The 25437-nt window shown below is 60.6% G+C and carries 24 protein-coding genes; 7 read left to right on the top strand and 17 right to left on the bottom strand.

Going from position 1 to position 25437, the window contains the following annotated elements; translation table 11 throughout:
• Positions 1–6: 6 nt before the first annotated feature.
• The gene (aroC, locus tag H3T92_RS00405; protein ID WP_144085639.1) at positions 7–1200 is read right to left on the bottom strand and encodes a chorismate synthase; all 1194 of its coding nucleotides are present in this window, start codon (positions 1198–1200) and stop codon (positions 7–9) included.
• A 62-nt stretch (positions 1201–1262) separates the two neighbouring features.
• Between aroC and H3T92_RS00410 the strand changes: the two genes are divergently transcribed.
• The gene (locus tag H3T92_RS00410) at positions 1263–1736 is read left to right on the top strand and encodes a peptidase A24 (RefSeq protein WP_198189223.1); all 474 of its coding nucleotides are present in this window, start codon (positions 1263–1265) and stop codon (positions 1734–1736) included.
• 25 nt (positions 1737–1761) lie between these two features.
• Here the strand turns inward: H3T92_RS00410 and mltG are convergent, their stop codons facing one another.
• From mltG to rpsD, 7 genes are all read right to left on the bottom strand, one after another.
• Positions 1762–2958 carry an endolytic transglycosylase MltG gene (gene mltG, locus H3T92_RS00415; protein ID WP_198189224.1) on the bottom strand — a complete coding sequence of 399 codons (1197 nt, stop codon included), beginning with the start codon at positions 2956–2958 and terminating at the stop codon, positions 1762–1764.
• Complete coding sequence (ruvX, locus tag H3T92_RS00420) at positions 2959–3441, bottom strand: Holliday junction resolvase RuvX (RefSeq protein WP_144085642.1); 483 nt, start codon at positions 3439–3441, stop codon at positions 2959–2961.
• Positions 3442–3448: 7 nt separating this feature from the next.
• A complete protein-coding gene (gene alaS / locus H3T92_RS00425) occupies positions 3449–6130 on the bottom strand; it encodes an alanine--tRNA ligase (RefSeq protein ID WP_144085643.1) in 2682 nt (893 codons plus the stop codon).
• A 166-nt stretch (positions 6131–6296) separates the two neighbouring features.
• The gene (locus H3T92_RS00430) at positions 6297–6536 is read right to left on the bottom strand and encodes a hypothetical protein (protein ID WP_024627396.1); all 240 of its coding nucleotides are present in this window, start codon (positions 6534–6536) and stop codon (positions 6297–6299) included.
• The gene (locus H3T92_RS00435; protein WP_144085644.1) at positions 6536–6982 is read right to left on the bottom strand and encodes a DUF948 domain-containing protein; all 447 of its coding nucleotides are present in this window, start codon (positions 6980–6982) and stop codon (positions 6536–6538) included. The genes H3T92_RS00430 and H3T92_RS00435 overlap by 1 nt, the downstream gene beginning before the upstream one ends.
• 93 nt (positions 6983–7075) lie before the next feature.
• Positions 7076–7744, bottom strand: coding sequence for a histidine phosphatase family protein (locus tag H3T92_RS00440; RefSeq protein WP_144085645.1), 669 nt, complete (start codon positions 7742–7744; stop codon positions 7076–7078).
• A 92-nt stretch (positions 7745–7836) separates the two neighbouring features.
• Positions 7837–8463: a 30S ribosomal protein S4 gene (rpsD, locus tag H3T92_RS00445; protein ID WP_015021916.1), complete on the bottom strand. Its 627-nt coding sequence runs from the start codon at positions 8461–8463 to the stop codon at positions 7837–7839.
• 319 nt (positions 8464–8782) lie between these two features.
• Between rpsD and H3T92_RS00450 the strand changes: the two genes are divergently transcribed.
• Together H3T92_RS00450 and H3T92_RS00455 are read left to right on the top strand one after the other, a co-directional pair.
• Positions 8783–9445: a TetR/AcrR family transcriptional regulator gene (locus H3T92_RS00450; RefSeq protein ID WP_186279404.1), complete on the top strand. Its 663-nt coding sequence runs from the start codon at positions 8783–8785 to the stop codon at positions 9443–9445.
• Positions 9442–10701 carry an MFS transporter gene (locus H3T92_RS00455; RefSeq protein ID WP_144085647.1) on the top strand — a complete coding sequence of 420 codons (1260 nt, stop codon included), beginning with the start codon at positions 9442–9444 and terminating at the stop codon, positions 10699–10701. Before H3T92_RS00450 ends, H3T92_RS00455 begins: the two co-directional genes overlap by 4 nt.
• A 113-nt stretch (positions 10702–10814) precedes the next feature.
• Here the strand turns inward: H3T92_RS00455 and H3T92_RS00460 are convergent, their stop codons facing one another.
• From H3T92_RS00460 to H3T92_RS00475, 4 genes are all read right to left on the bottom strand, one after another.
• The gene (locus tag H3T92_RS00460; protein ID WP_144085648.1) at positions 10815–11387 is read right to left on the bottom strand and encodes an NAD(P)H-dependent oxidoreductase; all 573 of its coding nucleotides are present in this window, start codon (positions 11385–11387) and stop codon (positions 10815–10817) included.
• A gap of 120 nt (positions 11388–11507) precedes the next feature.
• Positions 11508–12845 (bottom strand): ABC transporter permease, encoded by a 1338-nt coding sequence (locus tag H3T92_RS00465; RefSeq protein WP_144085649.1) that lies wholly within the window; start codon positions 12843–12845, stop codon positions 11508–11510.
• Positions 12832–14025: an ABC transporter permease gene (locus H3T92_RS00470; protein WP_144085650.1), complete on the bottom strand. Its 1194-nt coding sequence runs from the start codon at positions 14023–14025 to the stop codon at positions 12832–12834. The genes H3T92_RS00465 and H3T92_RS00470 overlap by 14 nt, the downstream gene beginning before the upstream one ends.
• 41 nt (positions 14026–14066) lie before the next feature.
• Positions 14067–15023: an ABC transporter ATP-binding protein gene (locus tag H3T92_RS00475; protein WP_144085651.1), complete on the bottom strand. Its 957-nt coding sequence runs from the start codon at positions 15021–15023 to the stop codon at positions 14067–14069.
• Positions 15024–15203: 180 nt separating this feature from the next.
• On the opposite strand from H3T92_RS00475, the gene H3T92_RS00480 reads away from it, so the two are divergent.
• Both H3T92_RS00480 and H3T92_RS00485 read left to right on the top strand, forming a co-directional pair.
• Positions 15204–16466 (top strand): sensor histidine kinase, encoded by a 1263-nt coding sequence (locus H3T92_RS00480; protein WP_198189225.1) that lies wholly within the window; start codon positions 15204–15206, stop codon positions 16464–16466.
• The gene (locus H3T92_RS00485) at positions 16463–17125 is read left to right on the top strand and encodes a response regulator transcription factor (RefSeq protein ID WP_144085653.1); all 663 of its coding nucleotides are present in this window, start codon (positions 16463–16465) and stop codon (positions 17123–17125) included. The genes H3T92_RS00480 and H3T92_RS00485 overlap by 4 nt, the downstream gene beginning before the upstream one ends.
• 27 nt (positions 17126–17152) lie before the next feature.
• On the opposite strand, the gene H3T92_RS00490 is transcribed toward H3T92_RS00485, so the two are convergent.
• Together H3T92_RS00490 and H3T92_RS00495 are read right to left on the bottom strand one after the other, a co-directional pair.
• On the bottom strand, positions 17153–19678 hold the full coding sequence (locus H3T92_RS00490; protein WP_144085654.1) for a UvrD-helicase domain-containing protein: 2526 nt from the start codon (positions 19676–19678) through the stop codon (positions 17153–17155).
• Positions 19679–19884: 206 nt separating this feature from the next.
• The gene (locus tag H3T92_RS00495) at positions 19885–20178 is read right to left on the bottom strand and encodes a hypothetical protein (RefSeq protein WP_045924523.1); all 294 of its coding nucleotides are present in this window, start codon (positions 20176–20178) and stop codon (positions 19885–19887) included.
• 247 nt (positions 20179–20425) lie between these two features.
• Here H3T92_RS00495 and H3T92_RS00500 point away from each other — a divergent pair, with 247 nt between their 5' ends.
• On the top strand, positions 20426–21016 hold the full coding sequence (locus tag H3T92_RS00500; RefSeq protein ID WP_144085655.1) for a xanthine phosphoribosyltransferase: 591 nt from the start codon (positions 20426–20428) through the stop codon (positions 21014–21016).
• A 39-nt stretch (positions 21017–21055) separates the two neighbouring features.
• On the opposite strand, the gene H3T92_RS00505 is transcribed toward H3T92_RS00500, so the two are convergent.
• The 3 genes from H3T92_RS00505 to H3T92_RS00515 all read right to left on the bottom strand — a co-directional run bounded on the left by H3T92_RS00505 (position 21056) and on the right by H3T92_RS00515 (position 24606).
• Positions 21056–22048, bottom strand: coding sequence for a D-2-hydroxyacid dehydrogenase (locus tag H3T92_RS00505; protein WP_144085656.1), 993 nt, complete (start codon positions 22046–22048; stop codon positions 21056–21058).
• Positions 22049–22119: 71 nt separating this feature from the next.
• Positions 22120–23292, bottom strand: coding sequence for an aminotransferase class I/II-fold pyridoxal phosphate-dependent enzyme (locus H3T92_RS00510; protein ID WP_144085657.1), 1173 nt, complete (start codon positions 23290–23292; stop codon positions 22120–22122).
• 369 nt (positions 23293–23661) lie between these two features.
• On the bottom strand, positions 23662–24606 hold the full coding sequence (locus H3T92_RS00515) for a sugar-binding transcriptional regulator (RefSeq protein ID WP_198189226.1): 945 nt from the start codon (positions 24604–24606) through the stop codon (positions 23662–23664).
• Positions 24607–24761: 155 nt separating this feature from the next.
• On the opposite strand from H3T92_RS00515, the gene deoC reads away from it, so the two are divergent.
• On the top strand, positions 24762–25412 hold the full coding sequence (deoC, locus tag H3T92_RS00520) for a deoxyribose-phosphate aldolase (RefSeq protein WP_198189227.1): 651 nt from the start codon (positions 24762–24764) through the stop codon (positions 25410–25412).
• The last annotated feature ends 25 nt before the right edge of the window (positions 25413–25437 follow it).

Raw genomic sequence — 25437 nt, forward strand, 5'->3', positions numbered from 1 at the left:
CGCCCCTCACCGCAGATGCTCGGGCCAGGACTGGAGGTAGGCCTGGGCGTTGCGCCGAACCTCGTCGAGCGAGTCGCCGCCGAACTTCTCCAAGGCGAACCGTGCCAGGGTCAGGTTCATCATGGCTTCGCCGATCACTGCGGCGGCGGGCACGGCGGTCACGTCGGAACGTTGATGGATGGCCTGGGCAGGCTGGCCGGTGGCCACATCCACCGTGCGCAGGGCCCGAGGCACCGAAGAGATGGGCTTCATGGCGGCCCTGACCCTGATGGGCTGGCCGTTGGAGGTGCCGCCCTCCAGGCCTCCAGCGTGGTTGCTGAGCCTGCGGATGGTGCCGTCAAGACCGGGCTCCATTTCGTCATGGGCCTGTGATCCGGGGCGGTCAGCCTCGCTGAAGCCATCGCCGATCTCCACGCCCTTGATGGCCTGAATGCCCATGAAGGCGCTGGCCAGGGCAGCGTCCAGGCGGCGATCATCCTCCACATAGGTGCCCAGACCTGCCGGCACACCATAGGCAATGACCTCGAAGACCCCTCCAGCGGTGTCGCCGTCCTTCTTGATCTGGTCGATCCTGGCCATCATCCGCTTCTCGGCGTCCTTATCCAAGGTCCTGACCGGCGAGGCATCCAGAGCAGGTCCGTCCTCAGGGCCGGGCGTGGCCTCATGCCCCTCCAGGCCGACCCCGGCTATGGAGATGACATGGGAGACGGTCCGTATGCCCAGAGCCTGCTGCAGGAAGTCGGCAGCCACCGATCCCAGGGCCACCCGGGAGGCGGTCTCCCTGGCCGAGGAGCGCTCAAGGACTGGGCGCGCATCCGTGAACCCGTACTTGCGCATGCCGGTCAGATCGGCGTGGCCGGGCCTGGGCCTGGTCAGCGGGGCGTTGCGGCCGGTCGCCGGGGGTTCCTGGTCGGCAGGCAGCTCGTCCACGCTCATGATCCGCTCCCACTTGGGCCACTCCGTATTGCCGATTTCGATGGCCACCGGAGAGCCGAGCGTCCGTCCATGCCTGACCCCGGTCAGCAGCCGAACCTTGTCCTGCTCAAAGCCCATCCTGGCCCCACGGCCATAGCCCAGCCGACGACGGGCCAGGGCTGATTCGATGTCCTTGGTGGACACGGCAACCCCGGCGGGCAGACCTTCCATCATGGCCACCAGGGCCTCTCCGTGGGATTCCCCTGCCGTCTGCCAGCGCAACATATTCAAGCTCCTCGTTCGTTCCTCGTTTGCCAGGTTAGGGCTACGTATGATTATCTTAGAAGATGGTCTACCTCATCCCAGCGCCGGGACTGCTGACTGCCCTCCTCCTGGCCCTGATCGACATCCGCTCCCGGCGAGTCCCACGTCTTCTCGTGCTCTTGGGACTGGTGCTGCAGACGGTGACCCTGCTGGTCTTTTCGCTGATCCGAGCTCAGCCGATGCTGCTGGTGCAGTGCCTGCTGCTGACGCTGGCCTCTGCAGGCCTTCAGCTCCTGCTGGCCCTGATCCGACCCGGCGCCCTGGGACTGGGCGATGTGACGGCCACTGGTCTGGTGGCCCTGAGCCTGTCGGTTCTGGGATGGGCGACGATCCTGGTCTGGTGGGCGATGATGGGGCTGCTGGGACTGATTGCCTTGGCCCTGGCCTGGTTGGCTCGTCGCCGCGGACCGGTCAGAACGCACAATCCCCTCTCGCTGGCCTACGTCCCAGTCATCCTTGCTGCGGCAGTAGTAGCCCTGATCATTGACACCGTCTAGGCAATTGCAATCCAAGCGCAAGGCGCTAGTCGTTATGCTCGTTGTGCCGAGATTCCCAGGCCTTGTATTCCTTCACGTCGCGGTTGAACTGATCCTGGTTGTCGCTGAACCTGGTCTCCCCCGTGTCCAAGTTGACAGTCACGAAATAGAGCCAGTTGCCCGACTCCGGGTGCATGGCCGCCTGGATGGCCTCGTCCCCCGGGCTGCCGATGGGGCCTGGAGGCAGGCCCTGGTGGACCCTGGTGTTGTAGGGGTCGTCAGCGTTCTGCAGCATGGCATCGGTCAGCTTCAAGGCCGAGACATTGTTGGAGTAGGCCACAGTGCTGTCCATGCCCAAGGGCATCCCCTTGGCCAGGCGGTTGTCGATGACCCTTGCCACCTTGCCGTAGTATTCCGATTTGTTGACCTCGGCTTCGGTAATCGAGGCTGTATTCAGGATGGTCTGCCGTTCCTGACCTCCGGGTACGCCCAGCTGATCCAGATGCTCAATACGCTTGGAGACCAGGTTGGTCAGGATGGCCTTGGCCGACCCGGCCTTGCGCACATCGTACTCACCGGGCTGCAGCCAGCCCTCAAAGTCTCCCTGGGCCTCCGGGGGCAGAATCCCCTCACCCTTGGCTTGAACCAAGGCATCGAATTCGCCCTGCGGAACCCCAGAAAGCTGAGCGGCCCTGGCAATCACATCACGCACCCGCTCACCGGCCCGCACCTGCAGGAAGCCTCCGGCCTTGTTCCGGTCGGTCAGAATGGCCACGACATCGGAGGCCTTCATCCGCAGACGCAGATCGAAGGTGCCGGGCACCAGCCTGGACTCGGATTGGGCGCTGGTGATGGCGTGCAAAAAGGCCTCAGTGGACTTGACCACTCCAGCCTTGACCAGGTGAGCACCGACCTGATCAGCCCCCTGTCCGCTCTCGATCGTGAACTCCACCGGCGCTCCGCCAGGGCCGGGATAATCCGGAGCGACCTCCTTGGTGGCTACGATCCTAGGAGCTCCGTGGCGCAGCCCGCCCACCAGAATCACCGCGCAGGAGGCAGCAACCACCACGGCCAAAGCAATGAGGAGAACCATAATCCGCTGACGGCGCTTGCGGCGTTCACGCCGACGACGCATCTCACGACGCGAACGAGGAGGGCGCGGCGGCAAAGCGGAGACCGGGGCTTGCCCATCGGCCACCCACTGGACCTTATCCTGGAAGAATTCCTGCATGTCGTCGGCCAATTACCACTCCTTGTCGGCACGTTGGTTGTCCAGGGCCGACTGCAGCAGCACAACAGCGGACTGCTGATCGACCACAGGACGATGTCTTCGCCCGTCCACGCGGGCATCGTATAGCTGACGATGGGCGCTGACGGTCGTCAGTCGTTCGTCTCGCAATACTACACTGGGCAGTTGCTCAGGGGCAACGCCAGAATCTTGTGCAGCCTCCTGCAGGCGACCGGTCAGGGCACGCACCCAACGGGCTGCCTTTTTGGCGCTGCGACCAGCCTGACCGCTCAGAAGCAGAGGGTATCCGACTACGACCCTGGACACGCTTTTGTCCAGGATCAGGTCTTCCACCTGGTCCAGGGCCTGGAAGTAGTCGCCCTGAACCCTGATGTTGCCAGCGGGAAAGGCCAGGGTCAGCTCCGGGTCCGACAGGGCCAGGCCCACCCTGGCTTCCCCAAGATCCACCCCCAGCCATACGGCTGTATGTGATCGCACGGGAAGCTCAGCCCTCTCGGACCTGATCACTCAGGGCTTGCAAGGCCCGATCAATGGCCGAGGCATCCTGACCGCCGCCCTGGGCGAAATCAGGCTTGCCTCCTCCGCCGCCTCCCAGGACCTTGGAGGCTGTCCTGACCAGGTCGCCTGCCCTGAGGCCGCGATCACGGGCCGCCTGATTGGTGGCTACGAAGATGACCGGCTTCTCATCCTCGCTGACACCGGCCAGGGCGACCACAACCGGGTATTCCTCGCCCATGCGGGCCCGCAGGTCGGTCACCGTCTTGCGCAGGGCATCCACAGAACCGAAACGGCCCATATTCCGGGATGCGATCTTGACATCTTCCGGGGCATGCAGGGCCTGGTTGGCCAGTTCGGGCACAGCCTGGGCCATCTGCTGCTCATAGGTGGCCGCCAGTCGGCGGTCAGACTCCTTGAGCTTGGCCAGCAGGGCCGAGATTCTGGATTCCAGCTCATCGGGGCGGGCGTTGAGCTTGTCTGAGAGCTGTGAGACCAAGGCGTGCTCGCGGGCGTTGTATTCGTAAGCCCCCTGGCCCACTACAGCATCAACGCGACGAACGCCGGTGCCCACCGAGGCCTCGGACATGATGGAGACCGCGCCGATCTTGCCCACGTGATCCACATGGGTTCCCCCGCAGAGCTCCCGGCTCCAGCCGTCCTCGCCTATGGAGACCACACGGACCACATCGCCGTACTTCTCCCCGAACAGGTGCATGGCACCCAGGGCGATAGCGTCGTCGTACTTCATCTCCTGAGCGGTCACAGCCAGGTTGTCACGCAGGCGATCGTTGACACGGGATTCCACCGCATCCATGGCCTGGCGGCTTGGGGCCTGCGACCACTGGAAGTCAAAACGCAGCCTATTGGGCGCATCCTCGGAGCCGCGCTGTGTGGCCTGGGGGCCCAGCTCCTCGCGCAGGGCCTTGTGGACCATGTGCGTAGCGGTGTGCGAACGCGCAATGGCCCCACGCCGGTTCCGGTCAATGGTGGCCGTAACCTTGGCCTGCAGGGTCAACGTTCCCTCGGTCAGCCGGCAGCGGTGGACGGTCAGCCCCTTGACGGGGTTCTGCACATCGTCCACCTCCAGGACGGCCCCGTCGTCGGTCAGGATCTCACCCTGGTCGGCCAGCTGGCCACCGGCCTCGGCGTAGAAGGGCGAGCGGTCCAAAATCACCTCAACCTGAGCAGGTGCCTTGACGGCCGGAACCGCGCCCTTGCCCTCCTGAATGATGCCCAGGACGGTCGAGCGGCTGGAAAAGTCGGTGTAGCCCAGGAAGACCTGAGGCTCGTCCAGTGTCTTGCGCATATCGTCGTAGACGCTCAGATCCACGTTGTGCCGCTTCTTCATGGCATCGGCGCGGGCCCTGGACTTCTGCTCGTTCATGAGCTTTCGGAATTCGTCCTGATCCACCTTGACGCCCTGCTCGGCAGCCATCTCCAGGGTCAGCTCGATGGGGAACCCATACGTGTCATGCAGGGTAAAGGCATCCTTGCCGGAGACTTCTGGATCACCCTTGTCTTTCTTGGCCTTGTTGACGGCTGTGTCCAGGATGGTGGTTCCCTTGTCCAGAGTCCGGCGGAAGGCCAGCTCCTCGCCGTAGGCCGATTCGGCCACTTCGGAGAAGGTGTCGTTGAGCTCTGGGTAGCTGGGGGCCATGGCCTCCTTGGAGACCGGGAAGAGCTGGGGCAGGACCTCCTGGTCCACGCCCAGCATCTTCATGGAGCGGATGGTCCGGCGCAGCAGACGGCGCAGCACGTAGCCACGGCCGACGTTGCTGGGGCGGACGCCGTCGCTCATGATCATCAGGGCCGAGCGGACATGGTCGGCCACCACACGGAAGCGCACGTCATCCTGGGCATCGTCGCCGTAGTGCCGACCAGACAGGCTCTCGGCAGCCTGGATGACGGGGTAGACCTCGTCAGTCTCGTAGATGTTCTGCTTGCCTTGAAGCAGGTAGGCCAGGCGCTCCAGGCCGGCGCCGGTGTCGATGTTCTTGTGCTCCAGCTCCCCCACGATGTGCAGGTCGGTCTTGGAGCGGACATTGTCCACCTCGTAGTTTTCGAAGACCAGATCCCAGATCTCGATGTATCGGTTCTCGTCTGCCGAGGGGCCGCCCTCCTTGCCATAGGCAGGGCCGCGGTCCACGTAAATTTCGGAGCAGGGGCCGCCGGGGCCGGGGCCGCCAGTGGTCCAGAAGTTGTCCTCCATGCCCAGGATCTCCATGTGCTCGGGGTCGAAGCCCTCGTTCTTCCACAGGGAGCGGGCCTCCTCATCGTCGGTGTAGGTGGTCACCCAGATCGTTTCGGGATCGAAGCCGTAGCCGCCCTGGTCCTGGGGCTTGGTCAGCAGGTCCCAGGCGTAGTGGATGGCCTCCTCCTTGAAGTAGTCCCCGAAGGAGAAGTTGCCCAGCATCTGGAAGAAGGTGCCGTGACGGGTGGTCTTGCCCACCTCATCGATGTCCAGGGTGCGCACGCACTTCTGGTTGCTGGCCATCCGGCTCTTGGGCGGGGTCTGCTCCCCCAGCAGATAGGGGATGAAGGGAACCATGCCGGCGATTGTGAAGAGCGTGGTGGGATTGGGCGAGATCAGGGAGGCGGAGGGAACCACCAGATGATCCTTGTCCTGGAAATAATCGAGGAAACGCTTGGCGATTTCCGATGTGCGCATGCTGCTTCTGCTCCTTCAGACCCGATGAACGCCGAGGGGATAACGGGTCGTCCAAATGACTCGGTTGTCCGGGGTGCGAACAGGTCGCCCGCACTCCGGACTCTTAGCTGAATATGGTGATTTTACACCGGCCAGGCGCATCTGTCCTGGCCTGTCCGCCCCAGGCTCAGCCCTGGAAACGGTCCAGATAGCGGCGGTCCAGCTCGTCCTGCCGCTGGTGCATGGTCTGGGTGAACTGACGCACCAGGCCGGACAGGGTCCGTGAGGCCACCTGGTCCTGGTCCTCGCCCAGCACGAATTCCCTTGCACGCTTAGGGGTATTGGCCCTGACATAGGCCTCGGCCTTGGTCACCAGGACCACGCCTGCCGTGACGCCCAGCCCCATCCAGAAGATCCGTTTGAACATCAGCGGGTCCTCCCCTCGTTCCCTTGGCCGTCATTGGCCTTTTGTGCGGTGGTATTTGGTGCGGTGGAGGGCTTGGATTCGGCGCTGTTGCGGCCGCCAGAAAGGAATGACGAGATCGTCTTGCGCAGGGCATAGAGGAAGGCTGCCACTTTGATGACCGGCTTGCCCAGCATGGATCCGTACAGGTCGGTCAGGGCGCCGACGTTGCCTGCCGTGGTCGAGGCCGCTGCGGAGATGCGATTGACGTCGGTCAGGGTCTGGTTGAGCTGGGTGACCGTGCTGGTGGACTCATCCAGGGTGGGCACGACATGGTCGCCCGCCTGCTTGATGGTCTGCGCCAGCTGGTCGAAGAGCTTCCCCAGACGAATCAGGGGATAGATCAGAAACCCCGCCAGGATAGCGAAGGCAATGGCCGCTATCAGGCCGGCAATCTGTCCTACGTCCATCTGCTACCTCTCTTCCATAGGTACGATACTGGGGACAAGGCTAGCACGCGCCATCTATCAGCCCAAGGCCATGACCGGCCGGTTGAAGCCGGTTCAGCGGTTGAAGGACTGAACCTGCAGGGCACGCTCAAAGGGGGCCTCCGTATCGAAATCGAATATGGTGACGCTGCCGTTGCTCGGGCGGCTGCTGGTGTCATAACGCCCGCCGCCGAATCGGTTGACCAGACTGAGCAGGGTGTTGCCGTGCGAGATCAGCAGGACACGGTCGCCATCTTGCAGATGCGGGTCGGCGGCAATCAGTGCGAATCCGCCGGCAATGCGCGTCCAGTACTCGCTGTCGGACTCCGCATCACCGAAGGGATCGGCCTCCTTGAGGAAATCCCTGGTAGCCGCAAGGCCGAACTGATCCACAATCTGCTGGTAGGTGCCCGCCCCATAAGGCGCGCCTGCAGCCCACCAGGCCATAGCCATGTCCTGCCCCTCGAAGTAGCCGTAGAACTGCTCGCGGAAGTGGCTGTCGCTGACCGGCTCAGGCTTCTTCTCCGACTGGTTCTGGGCCAGGATCCTGCGGACTGTCTCCTGGGCGCGGGTGGTGTCCGAGCAGTAGGCGGCCGCAAAGCTCACCTTGCTCAATTTTTGGCCCGCACGGTCGGCGTCCTCCAGCCCCGATGCAGTCAGCGGCGAGTTGGACCAGCCTTGAAGACGGTTGTAGCGGTTGAAATAAGTCTGCCCATGGCGGACGGCATACAGATGGAGCAACATGCTCCCATTATCCCACCCACAATCCGGCAGGGGTGGCAGATCCTGGCATGCAAAGGGCCCCGGACGAACCGGGGCCCCAAAGTCGCAGGCGGTCAGCGAGCGTAGAACTCGACCACGTACTGGATGTTGATCTGAACCGGGATCTCCTCCGGCTCGGGCTTGCGGACCAGGCTGGCCTTCAGGGAGGCCAGGTCCACGTCCAGGTAGCCGGGGACTGCGGGCAGCACATCCCGGTGAACGCCTTCGGCGGCGATCTGGAAGGGTACCATGGTCTGGCTCTTGGGCTTGACCTGGATGGTCTGGCCGGGCTTGACCCTGTAGGAGGGGCGGTCCACGATGTTGCCGTCGACCAGGATGTGGCGGTGAACCACGTACTGGCGGGCCTGGGCGGTGGTGCGGGCGATGCCGGCGCGCAGGACCAGGTTGTCCAGGCGGCACTCCAGTTCGCGAAGCATGGCGGCACCGGTCTGGCCGGACTCATGGGTGCCCCGCTCGTAGGCGGCACGCAGCTGCTTCTCGGAAACGCCGTACTGGGCGCGCAGCCTCTGCTTCTCGCGCAGACGGACGGCGTAGTCGGACTCGGTGCGACGACGGCTGCGGCCGTGCTCGCCGGGGCCATAGGGGCGCTTCTCGAACAGGCGCTGGGCCTTGGGGGTCAGGGCGATGCCCAGAGCGCGGGACAGGCGGACCTGGCGACGCGCACGCTGAATGTTAGTCATTGATGCAATCCTTACTTGCTTCTGTCGTTATCTGAACGAAGACGGCCGGAACCGTCGAGTCAGGCCTCTCCAATGCTTCACCGTGCCAAGCACGAACGACCTTGCGGCCGCCGACCCATTGATGGGCTGAGACTCCAGATAGATCCGCGCACAAATACGCAAACCAAGTGTTTATTAAACCACATGAGCCAGACCTGGGAGCACATGTATGTTATGGTATATTCATACCAACGGTCGGTATGATATTGATCCAAGGCATGCAGACTCCCCCCAACCGATCAACAACGACCCATCTCAGCGATCTGAAAGGAAGACAACCATGGCCCGCAACGCACATCCAGAGCTGACACAGGAGAGAATCGTCGAAGCCGCCACCGAACTCTTCACCAGCCAGGGCTACGACAAAACCAGCATGCAGGACATTATCAATGCAACCGGCGGCTTGAGCAAGGGGGCCGTCTACCACCATTTCCGATCCAAGGAAGACCTCTTCGACGCTGTGGCCGACAGGTTGATGAACACCATGAGCGAGGAGACCAGCAAGACCAATGCCGGGTCGAAGCAAGGCACGGCATTGGAACAGCTGCAGTCGCTCTTCTTTCCTGAGCGAGCGCGCAAGAGACTGAAGGCCGCGGACCTGATGTTCCGTAAATTCAACCCAAAGGCCAATCCCAAGATGATCGGCATGGAATTTACCGCCTTGGTGGATGAGCGGAACGACTTTGTCAACCTGATCAAAGAGGGCAATCAGGACGGCTCAATGCATGTAGAGCATATAGAACAAACCGCGGAGATTTTCCGGTTGCTGGCCAACATGTGGCTGCTGCCCTTCTTTCGCCGGGGAACACAGGCTGGGCTGCGCACCAGAGCAGCTTGCTTTTTCTCAATCATGCAAGGCTTGGGCATCCCCCTGGAGGACCAGGGATTCTCCGACCTGCTCGCATCCTTCGGCACCGACGCCCAAGGCGAAGCCGGGATATGAGCTCGCCCGATCAGGCCCAAACCTCAAGCAAAGGACTGCTGACACCGCCATTCATTGCTCTTCTGACGACTGAGATTCTCTCAAGCCTAGGGCAGACATGCTTGGTCTTCGCCCTTCCGCTTCATTTGCTGAACATTTCAGGATCAGCATCCCTCTATGGCATGGCCTCCGCTATGGCCGTCCTTCCATCCATACTCCTGACGCCTCTGGGCGGAGCTCTGGCCGACCGGCTGCACAAGCAGTCCACCATGGCAGTGCTGGACATTCTGTCAGCGTTGACTGCCTTCTTATATATCCTGATCAGTCACAAGATCGACCCGGTTTTTTTGAATGTGACCTGCATGATGCTGGTGAATGCCTACAGGGCCTGTTACAGCCCAACGGTGCAAGCAGCCCTCCACTGCCTGGTAGACAGCAAAGACCTGACCCGCGCATCGGCCCTGGTTTCCCAGGCGATCTCCCTGGTGGGAATGATCGGACCGGTATTGGCTGGCATGGTCATGGGATTCTTCGGAATCATGCAGGTAGTCGGGGTTTCCGCCCTGGCCTGCCTTCTGTCGGCTGCCTGGATCAGGATCGCCGTCAGAATTCCCGAACCAGCACAAAGCCACTTCCAAGGCCCAAAAGCACGGGTGAGCCGTCTGGTCGCTGACACGAAAGAGGCTGCACAATTTCTGGTCAGGCATGGCAACCTCAAAGTAGTCATAGGACTCAGTCTGGCGGCCAACTTGATATTTGCCTCCTACGTCAACGTGGCCCTGCCCTATATGGTCACTCGCACGCTGGGCCTGAGCAATGCCATGCAGGGGCTGGCCGAAGGAATACTTGCCTGCGGAAGCCTGCTTGGAGCCATTCTGGTAACCATCCGTCCAGCCTGGTTCCATCTGCGACGGATACCCATGTTGCTCTCGGGCAGCGCCCTGGTTCTCCTTCCCATTGCAGCAGAACTGCTCATGCATTTGCCTACACATGTCCTCTTCGCACTGGTAACCGGGTGCATGGCTCTGGCTGCGGGAATGGTGCAGACGGTCAACATCACTTCCCTGTCCTATGAACAGATTCACACCCCCGCAAGGCTGATAGGCAAGGTAATAGGACTGACCAACAGCTTGTGCATGTGCGCGATCCCGCTGAGACAGGCCGCCTTCGGCCCGCTGATCGACCACAGCCCTATGACCCTGATCATCACTGGGGTGGTCATGGTGACACTGCTGACATGTCTAATCGCCAGGCTGGCCATGAAACCGGACGAATAGTCAGCGAGGCGAAGGCCTTTTGAATGCCGCGCCGGCGCTTTTTCGTCATTGATGACCAAGGATCCGTCACTTAGCGACGTAGACACAAAAGTATCTCAATAAGGCTGATGGCCTTAATTTGCTGAGGGCACTTTATTGCATATCTTCTGAGTGAAGGCCTTGCGGCGTTCAGGTGTATCAACCTTCGAGTCGATGCGGCCCAGAATGCTGGCCCCTGTGAATTTGATACCGCAGAATTTCAGGATGGAGTACTTCCATCGGGTCACGGTGGAGCCATACATCTTGGAGACGAAGGCCGGCCCATGGCTGCTGCTGATAATTTGCGCGGTCTTGCCTTTAAGCAGCCCCTCCGATTTAAGGCTGCTCTCATATCGGTAGGCGAATTGGGGCGTGAGTACCCTATCCAGCCAGCCCTTGAGGATGGCCGGTTCGCCCGCCCACCAAATGGGGAAGACGAAGACCAGATGATCGGTTCGTGCAACCATGTTTTGATAACGCTTAGGCGCTGATTCGTCCTCCATGTGCTTGGCATAGCCGTAGCGAAGCACTGGGTCAAAGTCTTCCTGGCTAAGGTCGATCATTTCGACCGTGTGGCCCTTACGCCGGGCAGCTTGTGCATAAGCCTGGGCGTTGGTATGGCTAAAACTACCTCCATAGGGTGATCCTTGAATAACGAGTATGTTCATATCATTTACTTCTTCAGTTGTGCTGCATTTGGTTTGGCTCTATTATCCAAAATTATTTTATATTCGGTAGATTACCGAAAGCAAAACCGTTGACAGAAAGATGATATGAATGCGGAAAAACTACCCGATCATACTGGGGTCGGAGCTGACAGGAGCGACCAGGGTGGCCCGGGTGCGTGTCAGGCGTGAGACCATAAGGCCGACACAGGCATAAGCCAGCGCGAACAAGGCAACCACGGTCAGCGGAAGGCCCCAGGAGGCCAAGCCTGCTGCGCTCGAATCCATGATTGATTGGACTGCAGTGTTGTACCACCAGCCCGGCGTCAGTTTGCCGATCGTCTGCATGACCGGAGGCAGGGGGCCGCCGGAACTTGACCCTGAGGTGAACATAACCACCAGGCCGAAGGTGACCCCGACGGAGTTTATGAGCGAAGAAGAAGGATTGAACTGAGCAAGCATGAATCCAAAGGATGCCGCCGATACAGCGAATACCAGCATGGCGAAAAAGCTCAGCAGCACCCTCCCCCAGCCAAGCGAAGCCAAGGACACCCCCGATGCCGCCATGCTGAAGGCAACGAGTGCCACATAGTATGTCCAGGAGATGCCTGCCAGAATGAGGGCTGCCATGAGCTCCTGTCCATTCAGGCTGCTTGACCGCTCTGGAGAGGCAAGCAGGCGTCGATGTCGGTCGGGAGAACTGAAGGCTCCGAAGAGCGTGGCAACGCAGACCGTCAGCGCTGTCATCAAGGGAAAAGCGGCCAGGCCGACTGTCGTAGCGAAGCCTTTCAACAAAGCTCCATGGTTATCAGTCTTGGGGCTGGCATGGATGCCCACATGCGGCTGGTTGCCGGCATAATGTGCCACTGCATAGGCAGCCGCATCCTTGACCGCCGCAGATGAATGCAGCTCCATCGAACCTTTTTGGCCTAGACCCGTAAGCAAGGCAGTACGAAGAGCATCAAAATAACTGTCCACCTGCAATTGTGCCAGACTGCCGCGGCTGGAATTATAGGAGGCAGCCGTTTCAACTTTAGGAAAACTCGGTGTCTTACCGCCGCTGTGAGCTTGGGCAGCAGTGTCGTCAAGCGCATCAAGGAACCGGTTGCCATATCCGGCTGGGATGATAACGGTCAAATCGCTTTTACCGGATACATTGGCGTCCTGCAGGGCTTGAGGCTCATCTTTGACTGTCACCAATTGGGCCGACTTGCCCAGATACTGCTTCAGACCCTGGCCCATCGCGCAACCAGCCTGGTTATCGCAGTCCCGGTTGATGACGACTATTTTCGCCTGCGCAGGTTCGAAGCGACCAACCGAGCTTGAGGTATTGGCACGTACCGCGGCCTGCATGTTCGTGGAACCGATGACAATCATGATCAGGCTCATGCCCACCAAATACAGGAGGAGGTAGAACTTATGCGCCCAGATGACGCGCAGTGCTGTTTTACAAGTATTCATACCGTTGTTTCCTTAGGAGCAGACCACAGATGGCCAGGAAGATGGCAGCCATAGTGACCAGAATGCCGCAGGTACGGGCGAAGGGTGCCAGGCTGTCGTAGTAGACGATGTCGTAAAAAAGGTTGGAGACTTGCTTGACCGGGTTGATCAGGTGAAGGATCGGAGCATGCTCCTGGATGGCGTTGTTCAGGTCCATGGCCAGGCTGCCGTAGAGGCCGATAAAGGCACTCAGGGTGCAGTCGATGCCTATGACCAGGCCAACCTTCGTCTCGGTGGGGAGTTTGGGAATCGCGCCCACCATAGAGCCGAAAGCAGTGGCCATAAAGGTGCCTACGGCGATAGCTATGAGGGCTATCGGGTCACGACCACCGGTTTGCACGCCGCAGACTGTGCGGACGAAGATGTAGGCAACCAGTAGGCTGACTGCGGAGAAGAGCCAGGAGGCCAGGAAGGCGCCCGCTGCCTGCCGCCACTTGGGGCTGGGAGAACTGGCTCGTCGGGCTCCCAAGGCTGAAAGGTTGGGCTGAGTCTTGGCTATCATCTCGGCAGCGGTGCTGGCACCGATGAGGCAGGCCATGGCGAGCACGGCGAAGAAGTAGGGCGCGGTCATAGAAGGGTGGATGTGCGTCAGGCGGATTTGCTTGGTGTAGGTCTGTCCGCCGGATTGCAGCAGAACTTGATTGCTTGGTGAGGCAATGGCTGCCCTTGCGAAGTTGGCTTGGTTGAAACTGCCCAACGAGGCGGACAGAATGGAGACCGCTATGCCTTCTGAGGCGGTTGCATCGGATTGGATGCTGGCGGCTTCGCGGTCGGACAGGACCATGTTGACCAGTCCGTCAGAGCTCGCGTACAGGTAACCAATATCCTTTCGGCTATCCAGACGCGTGTTCGCTTCGGCTTTGGTAGCTACTGTCGTCGGGATAAGCAGCTGAGTGTCATCGGACCCGGCCTTGGGCTTCTTTGATAGTGATGAAACCAACTCATCAGTACCTGGGCTGGCTTTCCAGTTGGCGTCCGAAACTATGGCGAAATGCTGTGCCTCGGCAGTGTAACCGTCTTGCAGGTTGCTCATGATGCCCAGCATCAGAGCGGCCAGAATGACCGGGAAGGCCAGAACCCAGAAGAGGGAGGAGGTGTTGCGTATCGAGGTTTTGACGTTGATCAGAAATGAGTTCCACATGGATAGGTGCTCCTTACGGCAATTGAGCCTGGGGACCGCGCTCAGTCGCGCAGTTCCTTGCCGGTCAGTTCCAGGAACACGTCGTTCAGGGATGGCGGACGGCTGGTCAGGTGGCCGTAGCTGGTCTGGGTGGATTCCAGGACCGTCAGCACATCCTGCAGGTTGTGCTCGCCCTGCCGGCAGTGGATGACCAGCTCCTTGCCGTCATAGTCGACGGACTGGGCCAGGGGCAGGGCACGAATCTGGGCCAGAGTGGAGTCCTGAAGATCCAGGGTCTCGACGGTGACCTGCTCGCCGGCCTGGACCATGCCCTTGAGCTCCTCGGCAGTGCCCAGGGCGATCTGTCGGCCGTGGTCCATGATCATGATCCGTGTACAGATCTGCTCCACCTCCTCCATGTAATGGCTGGTGTACACCACGGTGGCCCCCTGGGTATTCAGCCGTTCGATGCCCTCCAGGATGGCGTTGCGGCTCTGGGGGTCAACAGCGACGGTTGGCTCGTCGAAGAAGATGAGGTCGGGCTGATGGGCGATGCCGCAGGCGATGTTGAGCCTGCGCAGCAGACCGCCAGACAGTTTGCCGGGTCGGAACTTGCGGAATTCGCCCAGCCCCACAAAATCAATGGCCTGCTCGACCAGATCCCTGCGGTCGGCCTTCCTGGGCACGTAGAGGGAGCAGAAATAGTCGATGTTCTCCTGCACGCTCAGTTCGTTGAAGACGGCCACATTCTGTGGAACCACGCCGATATGACTTTTGAGGTCGTAGGAGGTCGGGGTCATCTCCTGCCCGAATATGCGAACCGTCCCCGACTCAAAGCTGAGCAGGGCCAGGATGCAGTTGATGGCGGTTGACTTGCCTGAACCATTGGGGCCAAGCAGTCCGAATACTTCACCTCGGCTGACTTCCATATCGAAGTGGTCCAAGGCCACCATGTCACCGTAGCGCTTCACCAATGCGCTGACCTGCAAGGCCGGCTCTTGCTCACCTGAACTGTTCATGATTCCATCATCCCAGCCAGGGCTGGCCCGACACCGTGACAGCCGTCATCAATGTTGTGGATGCTCAAACCAAAACTTATGACATTTGTCATGGGTGGTCCTGCCTGCGCCTAGGCTCAGGAACGGGTAGCCCGACAATTACTATTTGAGGCAATAGGCAAACAGGGCGAGGAGACATTCATGGGCAGGATAGCTGGCTGGCTGGTCCTGCTTGGTCTGGGGACCTTGTGCGGATCATGGTATGGTTCAGGGTTTTCAGGAACCCTGATCGCCGGCCTCCTGGCCTCGGTAGCCGCAGGAGCCCTGTGTGAATGGCTGCTGCCATCGCCAGGCTCCATCTGGGGCGGTGCTCTGGTGTCGCTTTTGGCAACGTTCATTCCAGACTGGATTTTCTTCTTGCCGGCCCTGGCCTTCGAAGCAGGGGTCGGACTCGGAAGCACCGTCCCGGCTACCGGATCAGCCGGCATGAACAACTCCCAGGCCAAGAACGCTGGGCTGGGCCGGCCCAGGTTGATCCTGGCCTTGCTGCCGGCTTTCTTTTGGCTGATACCCGCCATGGTCGACCTAATACTGTTTACAGACCTCGCCCAACGCTATGCTCTGCTGGCTTTGCTGATCTCAACACTGGCACAAGCCGGCGGACTGGCATGTGCACACTTGGCCGTGGCTAAGGGTCGTGTCTGGCAGATTGAAGACACCGAGCGCTACCGGATTCGCCAACTGCACGGCCGCATCAACGACTTGGACGAAGAGCGGGCCCAGGCGACCCGGATGGCGCACTTATCCGAGCGGACCCGGATCGCTCGGGATATTCATGACAATGTGGGCCACCTGCTCACCCGAGCCATCATGCAGATCCAGGCTGGCCGTGTGGTTGCGCAAAGCAAGGGCAATCAGAGTACCGAGCGGATACTGGATGATGTCGGCAAGACCCTGGACGAGGCCATGACCACAATCCGCCGTTCGGTGCATGACTTGGAGGATGAAGGCACCGACTTCGCATCCCAGATGGAGGATGCCAGCTCCGAGGCTTCTATGGGGCGGTTGCAGGTCGATCTGAACAACGGCATCGAGACAGCTCCTGCGCCAGTGTGCCGCTGCCTGGCCACCATCGTCCGCGAGGCCCTTACCAACACGGTCCGCCATTCTTCGGCGAGTTCAGCGCAGGTCATTCTGCGCGACCTTCCAGCCTTCTGGCAGATGGTGGTGCAGGACGACGGCGGCATTCAGCAATCGCAGCCTGACAGCTCACACCCAAAGGAGCCAGAGCTCCAGCGGGGCATGGGGCTAGCCGATATGGAAGCCAGGGCCAGAGCCTTGGGCGGCACGGCCAACAGCGGTCCCAACCGACAAGGATGGAAGGTTTTCGTATCCTTGCCTAAGGAACCCTGGTCCGACCACGGCGCAGCTGAGCATGTAGAAGATAAGAAGGTCATGGCATGAAAGTCGCTATCGCTGATGACGATCCGATCGTCTGCTCGTCCTTATCAACGATTTTGACGGCAACCGGTACTGCAGATGTGCTCTGGACCGCCAATGACGGACAATCAGCCCTCGAGAGTTTTCAGACAGCTGGCGGAAGGCCTGACGTGCTCCTGCTCGATGTGCAGATGCCTGGCATGGACGGCCTGGAGGCGGCGGAGCACATCCTCGCCATGGATTCGACTGCCCGGGTGCTCTTTCTGACCACCTTTGCAGACAAGGAGTATATTTCCCGCGCACTGGCCTTGGGTGCCAAGGGTTATGTGATCAAGCAGGACGTGGCCTCAGTGGTGCCGGCCCTCCAAGCCGTCATGGCCGGTCAGACGGTTCTTGGAGCTGAAGCTGTTGCCAACCTGTCGCTTGGCGAACAGGAGGAGCAGGCGCAAAAGGATACAAAGGATACAGCTGAGTCTGTTCCCCGGCGCTTCCAAACCCTGACTGACCGCGAACGTGAAATCGTCGCTCTGGTGGCCGACGGCCTCGACAACCAGGCCATCGCCAGGCGGCTCTACCTGAGCGAGGGCACCATCCGCAATCACATCTCAGCCATCCTGGCCAAGACCAACCTGGCAAACCGCACCCAGCTCGCTGTAGAATGGCTGTCCTCACAAGAGTCGTGAGCATACAGTTTTTGGAGTCTCGATCCTTTAGAGCTTTTCGATCGGCGCCAAGCGCAGCATCAGCCTCTTGGTCCCCTCGGAACCGAAGTCTACGGTCAGAACCGAGTTATGCCCCTTGTCCTGAATATCGACTACCTTGCCCAGGCCATACTGGTCATGGGCCACCCTGTCACCCAGGGAGAAGTCCTGAATGGACAGTCCGTTCGACTTGGGCTGGGCCGAGGCCCTGCCAGCGTGTGAGGTTGACGACGAGCTTGTCGTGCTCCGCCGGGTCGTGACCCTTCCATTTCTGGAGGAGCTACGAGAGCCATATCCTGATGATCCGAACGAGCGCTGTGAGGAGGTCCGCGAGCGCCCGTATCCATTGCGTGCCGAACCAAAGCCGGAGCCGAACCCGCCGAATGAACGATGACCGAATGCGCGACCGTCGCTTTCATCCTCGAAGCCGCCGAATTCGTCTTCGTCGTCACCCAGGTCCCAGCCTGCGCGCATCCGCTCGTTGCCGGCCTGCCTACGCTTCCAGTCGATCAGTTCGTCAGGGATGTCGTCGAGGAACTGGCTGGGCAGCATCTCGTTGACCTGCCCCCACTGTGAGCGGACGGCCGCCCGGGTCAGGTAGAGACGCCTCTTGGCACGGGTCACGCCCACATAGGCCAGTCGACGCTCCTCCTGCATCTCATCGGTATCCTCAAGGCAGCGAGCGTGCGGGAAGGTTCCCTGTTCCATGCCGGTCAGGAAGACCACCGGATACTCCAGGCCCTTGGCCGTATGCAGGGTCATCAGCGTCACCTTGCCCGAGTCGTCGCCCAAGCCTGGTAGCTGGTCCGAGTCGGCTACCAGTGCCGTGGTCTCCAGGAAGCCCGCCAGCGTAGCGTCGGGAGTCTTCTGCTCAAATTCGGCGGCCACGGACTGCAGCTGGCCAAGGTTCTCCAGCCTGGAGGCATCCTGCGGATCGACCGACTTGCGCAGCTCGTCCAGCATGCCGGACTCCTCCAGAACCTTCTCAACAATCTGAGACGGCTTGGTATCGTGTTCTGCGGCGAAGTCGGTCAGGGAGGTAATCAGATCCCTGAAGGCCTTCATCCGCTTGACCATCAGAGTGGAGGCACCGGGCACCTCCTCGATATGCTGCACCCCCTCCCAGAAGGAGACCTGATGCAGATCCCCATAGGAGGTCGCAGCGGCCTCGGCACGTGCGGCCAGGCCGCGTTTGGGCACGTTGAGTATCCGCCGCATGTTCACATCGTCCTGGGGATTGGCGATGGCGTGCAGGTAGGCCAGGGCGTCCTTGATCTCCTTGCGCTCGTAGAAGCGGGTCCCGCCCACCAGCTGATACGGCAGGCCGGCGTTGATCAACCCCTCCTCCAGGGCGCGGGACTGGGCGTTGGCCCGGTACATGATGGCCATGTCGGAGTATGGAATGCCCTCCTCGCTGCGCAGCCGGGCGATCTCGGTGGCGATCCAGGCGGCCTCCTGCTGGGCATTGTCGGCGGCATAGCCCACGATGGGCTCCCCCTTGCCCAGGGCTGTCCAGAGCTTCTTGGGCTTGCGGCCCTCGTTCTTGACGATGATGGCATTGGCAGCGTCAAGTATGGTCTGGGTGGAGCGGTAGTTCTGCTCCAGAAGGATGGTCCGGGCTCCGGGGAAATCCTTCTCGAAGTCCCTGATGTTGCTGATGTCAGCCCCTCGGAAGGCATAGATGGACTGATCCGAATCGCCCACCACGGTGATCCAGGCCTGGTCCTGCTTGTCGGCATCGGCACCGGCCAGCTCGCGCATGAGCACATACTGGGCATGGTTGGTGTCCTGGTACTCGTCCACCAGCACGTAGCGGAATCGATGGTGGTAATACTGGGCCACCATTGGGGACTGCTGGAGCAGCTGGACCGTGCGTACGATCAGATCGTCGAAGTCGACCGCGTTGGCCTGAGCCAGCCGATGCTCGTACTCGGCGTAGACCACGGAGTAGAGCTCCTCCTCGTTGCCGAAGCGGGCGGTGATCTGCTGGCCGCGCTGCCCGGGCCGGTAGTCAGGGGCGTACTCCTGCAGCTGTGTGCGCCAATCCTGCAGGTTGTTCTTGTAGTCGGAGATGTGGCTCAGAATGTTTCTGGGGGTGTATCGCTTCAGATCGATGTTGAGATCCTTGCCGATCAGTTTGATCAGGCGTTCGGAATCGGCCGTGTCATAGATGGTGAAGCCTGATCGCAGGCCGATCTCCTTGCCATCCCGCCTCAGGATGCGCACGCAGGCCGAGTGGAAGGTGGACACCCACATGCGGTCGGCCACGGGCCCGATCAGCCTGCGCAGACGTTCACGCATCTCGGAGGCCGCCTTGTTGGTGAAGGTGATGGCCAGAATCTGGCTGGGCCAGGCGCCGAACTGACTGAGGATCCAGGCGATTCTGCGGGTCAGCACCCTGGTTTTGCCCGAGCCTGCGCCTGCTCCGATCAGCAGGGCCGGGCCCTGGTATTGAACCGCCTCGGCCTGTCGATCGTTGAGCCCCTTGAGCAGCTCCTTGGCGCTGCGCTGGATCAAGTCCGGTTCCTCGTTCACAAGCCACCTCTTGCCATCTGGTCTCGGTCACCGTCTCAGGCCGGATGGCGCACACCCGGCAGACAACTATTTCTACCACAAAGCGGTGTCATCGATCTTGGCTCATGGGTTAGCCGGCAGACGTACCAGCAGACATAAAAGACCCCGTCCGCCTTGAGAATAGGGAAAGCGAACGGGGTTTCGTCGGGGAAGTCGAGATGACCCAGTCAGTTGCGCACTTGGTCCTTGGCGTTGTTGACAGCCTCGGTGGCGCCCTGCTCAGCCTTGGCCTTGCCGACCTTGGCATCGGCCTTGGCCTGGTCCATCTTGTCGGAGGCGGCGTCCTTGGCGTCGCCCATCTTGTCCTGGGCAGCGTCCTTGGCGTCGCCCATCTTATCGGCAACGGCGTCCTTGGCATCGGATGCCTTGTCCATAACGGTGTCTTTTACATCGCCAGCGACATCGGAAATCTTCTCGCCGGCAGACTTCATGGCATCCTTTGCATCATCCAGAATCCCCATATGGTCCTCCTTAGGTCCTTGAACGCACCGTGACGATGCGTGACCATTGCGGTCAATTTTCACTGTAACAGTCAGGGCCTTGAATCCGCGGATTGACGGGCTGACACGCCAGGAAGACACTCCAATCCGCTGGAGGTGAAACCTGGCGGACCAGGGCAGCCGGGCCACAGTCCCAGAACCGGGTTATCTTGGTGTCTATCCGTCGGGACCATAGGGGCCCCGCATTCATGACGACAAGGACGATGACATGCAGGAACTTGAGGAGCGAATCCGCCGCCAGGGCACGGTCAAGCCTGGCAATGTACTCAAGGTGGACGCCTTCCTCAACCATCAGTGCGACGTGCGGCTCTTCGACCACATGGGCGCTGAATGGGCCCGCCTGTTCGCTGGACACCAGATCGACAAGATTCTGACCATCGAGGCATCCGGCATCGGCATCGCCTGCCTGGCCGCCCGCCACTTCGGGGACGTGCCGGTGGTCTTCGCCAAGAAGACCCAGTCCATCAACCTTGACGGCGACCAGTACACGGCCCGCATCTACTCCTTCACCAAGCAGCGTGAGTACCCCGTCATCGTGGCCAAGCGCTTCCTCAAGGAGGGCGAGCATGTGCTGATCCTTGACGACTTCCTGGCCAAGGGCAACGCCCTGCACGGTCTGATCGACATCTGCCACGATGCCAAGGTCGTCATCGAGGGCATCGGCATCGCCGTGGAGAAGGGCTTCCAGGAGGGCGGCCGCACCCTGCGCAAAGAGGGCTACAACCTCAAGTCCCTGGCCATCGTGGAAAGCATGGACCCGGACCAGGGCACCATCACCTTTGCTCAGAATACCGACTGAGCAGGTCGGCGCCCTGTCCGGGTCGCATAAACAATGGACTCAGTCCACCTGATGCTCGCTAGTGCCGCCCTCCAGAATGGTCTTCACGTCGTTCAGGGAGATGTTGACCATGGCGTTCACGGCGGCATCGGTGTAGAAGCCGATGTGGGGCGAGACCTCCACATTGGGCATGGCCTTGAGGGTCTCCAGGGCCTGGTTGTCGACCTTGGTTCCGCTCAAATCCTTTTCGAAGATGCCGGCCTCCCCCTCGATGGTGTCGATGGCGGCACCGGCGATGGACTTGGTCTGCAGGGCCTTGATCAGTGCCGGGGTGTCCACAATGGGACCGCGGGCCGCGTTGATCAGGAAGGCCGAGGGCTTCATGGCATCCAAGGCCTGCGCGTTGATCAGATGGTGGGTGGTCTCGTCCAGCGGCGTATGAACGGTGACGATGTCGGCCCGCTTCAGAAGCGTGGGCAGATCCACGTAATCCAGGGTGTCCGCCAGCTCGGGGCGGTGGACCGGATCGTTGGCGATGACGGTGGAGCCCAGGGCCCGGAAGATCCTGGCCACTGCCGATCCGATCTTGCCGGCTCCGATGATCCCCACGGTCAGGTTGTGGATCTCATGGGCCTGAAGCCCATCCCAGGTATAGTCGTCCTTGGCCTCGCGAGCGCTGGCCTCCCCCAGATGCCGGACCAGGCGCATGACCTGGGCCAGGACCAGTTCGGAGACCGACCGGGGCGAGTAGGCAGGCACGTTGGTGACGACCAGCCCGTTCTCCCGAGCGGCCTGCAGGTTGACGATGTCATAGCCGGTGATCCGCAGGGTCAGCTGCTTGAGGCCATAGTCCTTGAGCCGCTGGTAGAGCTCGGGCTCGGGCAGGGCCGCGTGCTGCTGGATGACGATGCCGTCGTATCCCTTGATCATGTCCACGGTCTTCATCCCCAGATCGTGGTCAGTGGTATCTACCTGAATGTCATTGGCTTGCGCCCAGGCCTGAATGGCCTCCTGCTCGTCAGGGCGTACTGAATACATGAGAATGCTAGTCATTTTCTAGTCCTTGGTAACTGTCTTCGTTGATGGTTGTCAGATGGTGGCTGTCGGATGGATCGCCGGTTGGGTCAGCCGCGATTTTGAGCGCGCATATAGTCGCCGATCCGCTCCACGGCGGTATGCAGATCCTCCATGGAGGCGGCATAGGAGATGCGGACGTAGCCTTCTCCCCCGGGCCCGAAGCTGGCTCCGGGGATTACCGCCACCTTGGCCTTACGAGCCAGGTCGTAGACGAAGCTCCAGCTGTCGCGCATGCCCTCGGGCAGTCGGGCGAAGATATAGAAGGCGCCCTTGGGATCGATCACATCCAGACCGACCTCGGGCAAGGCCTTGACCAGATAGTCCCGCCGCTTGCGGTAGGCCTCGCGCATCGGATCCGTGTCATTCATCCCCTTGGTCAGAGCCTCCTGGGCCGCATACTGGGCATTGGTGGTCACGGAAGTGATGCTGAACTCGTTGACCTTGCTGATCTGGTCAATGACATCGGCCGGGCCAGCGGCGACGCCGACCCGCCATCCAGTCATGGCATGGGATTTGGAAACCCCGCCAAGCACGACCGTCTGCTCGGGCAGGATGGTGCCCATGGACACATGGGTGCCCTGGTAGGTCAACTCGGCGTAGATCTCATCGCTGAGCACAAAGAAGCCGTGCTTGCGCGCCACTTGAGCCAGAGCCTCCAGATCCTCTCGGGCATAGGTCACCCCGGTGGGGTTGGTCGGATAGTTGAGCACCAGGGCCTTGACCGGACCATCGCTGTTTTCGATGGCGGCCTCCAGCTTGTCCGGCTTGAGAATGAAGCCGTCATCGGAGGTGTCGACGAAGACGGTCCTGGAACCGCTCAGCTGGGCAATGGGGATGTAGAGCGGAAAGATGGGCGTGGGCAGGATGACCGTATCCCCCGGGTTGATCATGGCGGTCAGGCCCGAGAAGATGCCCCCGGTGGCTCCGGCTGTAATTACTATTTGCGTGTCAGGGTCGTAGTCCAGCCCGTACTTGGCCTGAAGATAGTCGGCCGCAGCCTTGCGAAGGCTGGGCATACCGCGACTTTCGGTGTAATGACTGCGGTTGTCCTGGATGGCCTGAATGCCCGCCTGCTTGACGTGCTCAGGGGTGAAGAAGTCCGGCTCCCCCAAAGTCAGCTTCACGATGCCGTCTATTCCGGCGATCTCCTTGTTGAACTCGAGAATGTCGCTCGGCGCCAGAGCTTTGACCCTGGCATTCATATGATCCGCCAATGTCATTGGCTTGTCCTTTCCCATGCGGTTACTACAACCATTGTCGCTGGTGCTGCCCTACCGACTATGCGGTGACGATGCACGGGAAATGCTGTCGACGACTGCAGGGCCGGTGGGTTCCGATCCGTGCAACCGTTCCTACAAGGCACGCGGCGTCACAGATCGAATCCGTGCCACCAATAGGTAAATCGTGTGCCCTGCATGCTGAAACCTCCTGCGGAATCTACAATCAGCATTAGCAATTAGCGTACAGCGAAATTTCAGCAATCCAAAAAGGCGACCATTATTTGACCAAGCCATTGCGTGATTATGGACACGATAGGCATCTGAAGAGCCACACCAGACGGCGTAACCCCCTTAATTGCAGAGACCCGCTCATTCCTCAAGCAGACGCATGGCAGCCTGGGAATCCGTAATCAGCACGTTGGCATAGCCGCCGAGAAGCGCCGCACGCATGGATGCGATCTTGGAAGGCCCTCCCGCCACCAATATGGAGCATGGCTTCTTGCGCAACCGATCAAGCTGTATCCCCACCGTTCTCGCGTCAATGCCATCATCCGCGATGGAGCCGTCGGCAGCGATGAACCGTGAAAGCACATCGCCGACAGCCTTATGCTGCAGCATGGTGATCTCTCTGCGGGAGAGATATCCCAGTTTGAAAAGCATGGCATCGTCACGAACGGTTCCGCAGGTGAACACGGCGATATCGGTCCGTTCCCCCTGACGAACAATCTCGTCTATGAAACGATCCTTGAGCACAATGTCCCGAGTCAAGGCATTGTCGAAAATGACCGGCAAGGGCAGCACAGTAGTGGTGGTGCCGAAGGCCATGCCGAATTTCAGGGCGATATCCGCGGCATAGTTATTGAAATCGGACGCGGAGACACTCCCCTTCAGCTGCACCACCGATACATCCTTGTGCTCATTGGGCCGCAGATGATCGGCTACGGCCTTGAGGGTTCTCCCCCAACTGATGCCCAGCCGGTCGTGATCGCCGACGATCTCAGCCAGGTAATCTGCTGTAACCGTGCCCAGCTTGTCCCTGATGGCATCTTCATCGCCGGTCGAGTCATAGGCCAGTCTGACCTCGCGCAGGCCGAAAGCCACCTTGAGCTTTCTGGCCAGGGACTGCAGATCAGCCTGGGGATCAGTGATGAGCACGCGGACCAGCCCCTCCTGCCTGGCGAATGCCAGAAGACGCGAAACCGTGGGACGGGAAACGTTCAACCTGCGCGCGATGGCGCTCTGCCCTAGGCCTTCCTCGTAGTACCAGTGGCAGACCGTGACCGCTTGATTCCTGTGCTGTTCATCGTCGATCATGAACCTTCCCTTTCTCCCAGTCGTGTGGAACCAGCATGCCAAAGAGCTTCACGGCCTGCCGGCGATTGAGCATCCATTTTTGAACATATGTTCATCTTAGCATTTTACTTCTGTGCATTCACTGTTACAGTGAGGCCCACAAGGAGGTAACAACCATGCAGATCAACCGCCTCATCGATCACACACTGCTCAAGCCGGACGCAACGCTGGCGCAGATCGACAAGGTCATCGACGAAGCTTTGGACAACCATTTCTATTCGGTCATGGTCAATCCCTACTGGGTTTCCCACGTCCATGAGCGGGTCAAGGGGTCGGATGTCCTGACTGCCTGCGTCATCGGCTTCCCCTTGGGCGCCAACACCACGGCAACTAAGGTCGCCGAAACCCAGGAAGCCATCGCGAACGGTGCCGATGAACTGGATATGGTGATCAACATCGGCGAAATGGCAGGTGGCCGGGAAGACCTGGTTGCCAAGGACATTCGTGCTGTCGTCGAAGCCGTCCACCAGGCAGGAAAAGTAGTCAAGGTCATCATCGAGACTGCCCTGCTCAGCGATGAGCAGATCGCAAGGGCCAGCACGCTGGTGGCCGACGCAGGCGCCGACTTCGTCAAAACATCCACCGGATTCGCCAGCCGTGGCGCCAGTGTGCACGACATTGAAGTCATCAAAGAAGCAGTCAAGGGAAGAATCCACATCAAAGCCGCCGGCGGCATTCACACCCGGCAGGAGGCCGAGGCTCTGATCAAGGCAGGTGCCGAACGATTGGGCACCAGCTCCAGCATGGCCATCATCGGCAAGGCCTGACTTCGGCATCCGGGGGCCAGCCCCC

Source organism: Bifidobacterium sp. W8112, from assembly GCF_016101425.1.
Taxonomy (GTDB): Bacteria; Actinomycetota; Actinomycetes; order Actinomycetales; family Bifidobacteriaceae; genus Bombiscardovia; species Bombiscardovia apousia.

Coding starts and splice junctions, on each gene's coding strand:
- aroC (WP_144085639.1), bottom strand. CDS start 1,200: ATGTTGCGCTGGCAGACGGCAGGGGAATCCCACGGAGAGGCCCTGGTG.
- H3T92_RS00410 (WP_198189223.1), top strand. CDS start 1,263: ATGGTCTACCTCATCCCAGCGCCGGGACTGCTGACTGCCCTCCTCCTG.
- alaS (WP_144085643.1), bottom strand. CDS start 6,130: ATGCGCACATCGGAAATCGCCAAGCGTTTCCTCGATTATTTCCAGGAC.
- H3T92_RS00430 (WP_024627396.1), bottom strand. CDS start 6,536: ATGTTCAAACGGATCTTCTGGATGGGGCTGGGCGTCACGGCAGGCGTG.
- H3T92_RS00435 (WP_144085644.1), bottom strand. CDS start 6,982: ATGGACGTAGGACAGATTGCCGGCCTGATAGCGGCCATTGCCTTCGCT.
- H3T92_RS00440 (WP_144085645.1), bottom strand. CDS start 7,744: ATGTTGCTCCATCTGTATGCCGTCCGCCATGGGCAGACTTATTTCAAC.
- rpsD (WP_015021916.1), bottom strand. CDS start 8,463: ATGACTAACATTCAGCGTGCGCGTCGCCAGGTCCGCCTGTCCCGCGCT.
- H3T92_RS00450 (WP_186279404.1), top strand. CDS start 8,783: ATGGCCCGCAACGCACATCCAGAGCTGACACAGGAGAGAATCGTCGAA.
- H3T92_RS00455 (WP_144085647.1), top strand. CDS start 9,442: ATGAGCTCGCCCGATCAGGCCCAAACCTCAAGCAAAGGACTGCTGACA.
- H3T92_RS00460 (WP_144085648.1), bottom strand. CDS start 11,387: ATGAACATACTCGTTATTCAAGGATCACCCTATGGAGGTAGTTTTAGC.
- H3T92_RS00465 (WP_144085649.1), bottom strand. CDS start 12,845: ATGAATACTTGTAAAACAGCACTGCGCGTCATCTGGGCGCATAAGTTC.
- H3T92_RS00470 (WP_144085650.1), bottom strand. CDS start 14,025: ATGTGGAACTCATTTCTGATCAACGTCAAAACCTCGATACGCAACACC.
- H3T92_RS00475 (WP_144085651.1), bottom strand. CDS start 15,023: ATGAACAGTTCAGGTGAGCAAGAGCCGGCCTTGCAGGTCAGCGCATTG.
- H3T92_RS00480 (WP_198189225.1), top strand. CDS start 15,204: ATGGGCAGGATAGCTGGCTGGCTGGTCCTGCTTGGTCTGGGGACCTTG.
- H3T92_RS00485 (WP_144085653.1), top strand. CDS start 16,463: ATGAAAGTCGCTATCGCTGATGACGATCCGATCGTCTGCTCGTCCTTA.
- H3T92_RS00495 (WP_045924523.1), bottom strand. CDS start 20,178: ATGGGGATTCTGGATGATGCAAAGGATGCCATGAAGTCTGCCGGCGAG.
- H3T92_RS00500 (WP_144085655.1), top strand. CDS start 20,426: ATGCAGGAACTTGAGGAGCGAATCCGCCGCCAGGGCACGGTCAAGCCT.
- H3T92_RS00505 (WP_144085656.1), bottom strand. CDS start 22,048: ATGACTAGCATTCTCATGTATTCAGTACGCCCTGACGAGCAGGAGGCC.
- H3T92_RS00510 (WP_144085657.1), bottom strand. CDS start 23,292: ATGACATTGGCGGATCATATGAATGCCAGGGTCAAAGCTCTGGCGCCG.
- H3T92_RS00515 (WP_198189226.1), bottom strand. CDS start 24,606: ATGATCGACGATGAACAGCACAGGAATCAAGCGGTCACGGTCTGCCAC.
- deoC (WP_198189227.1), top strand. CDS start 24,762: ATGCAGATCAACCGCCTCATCGATCACACACTGCTCAAGCCGGACGCA.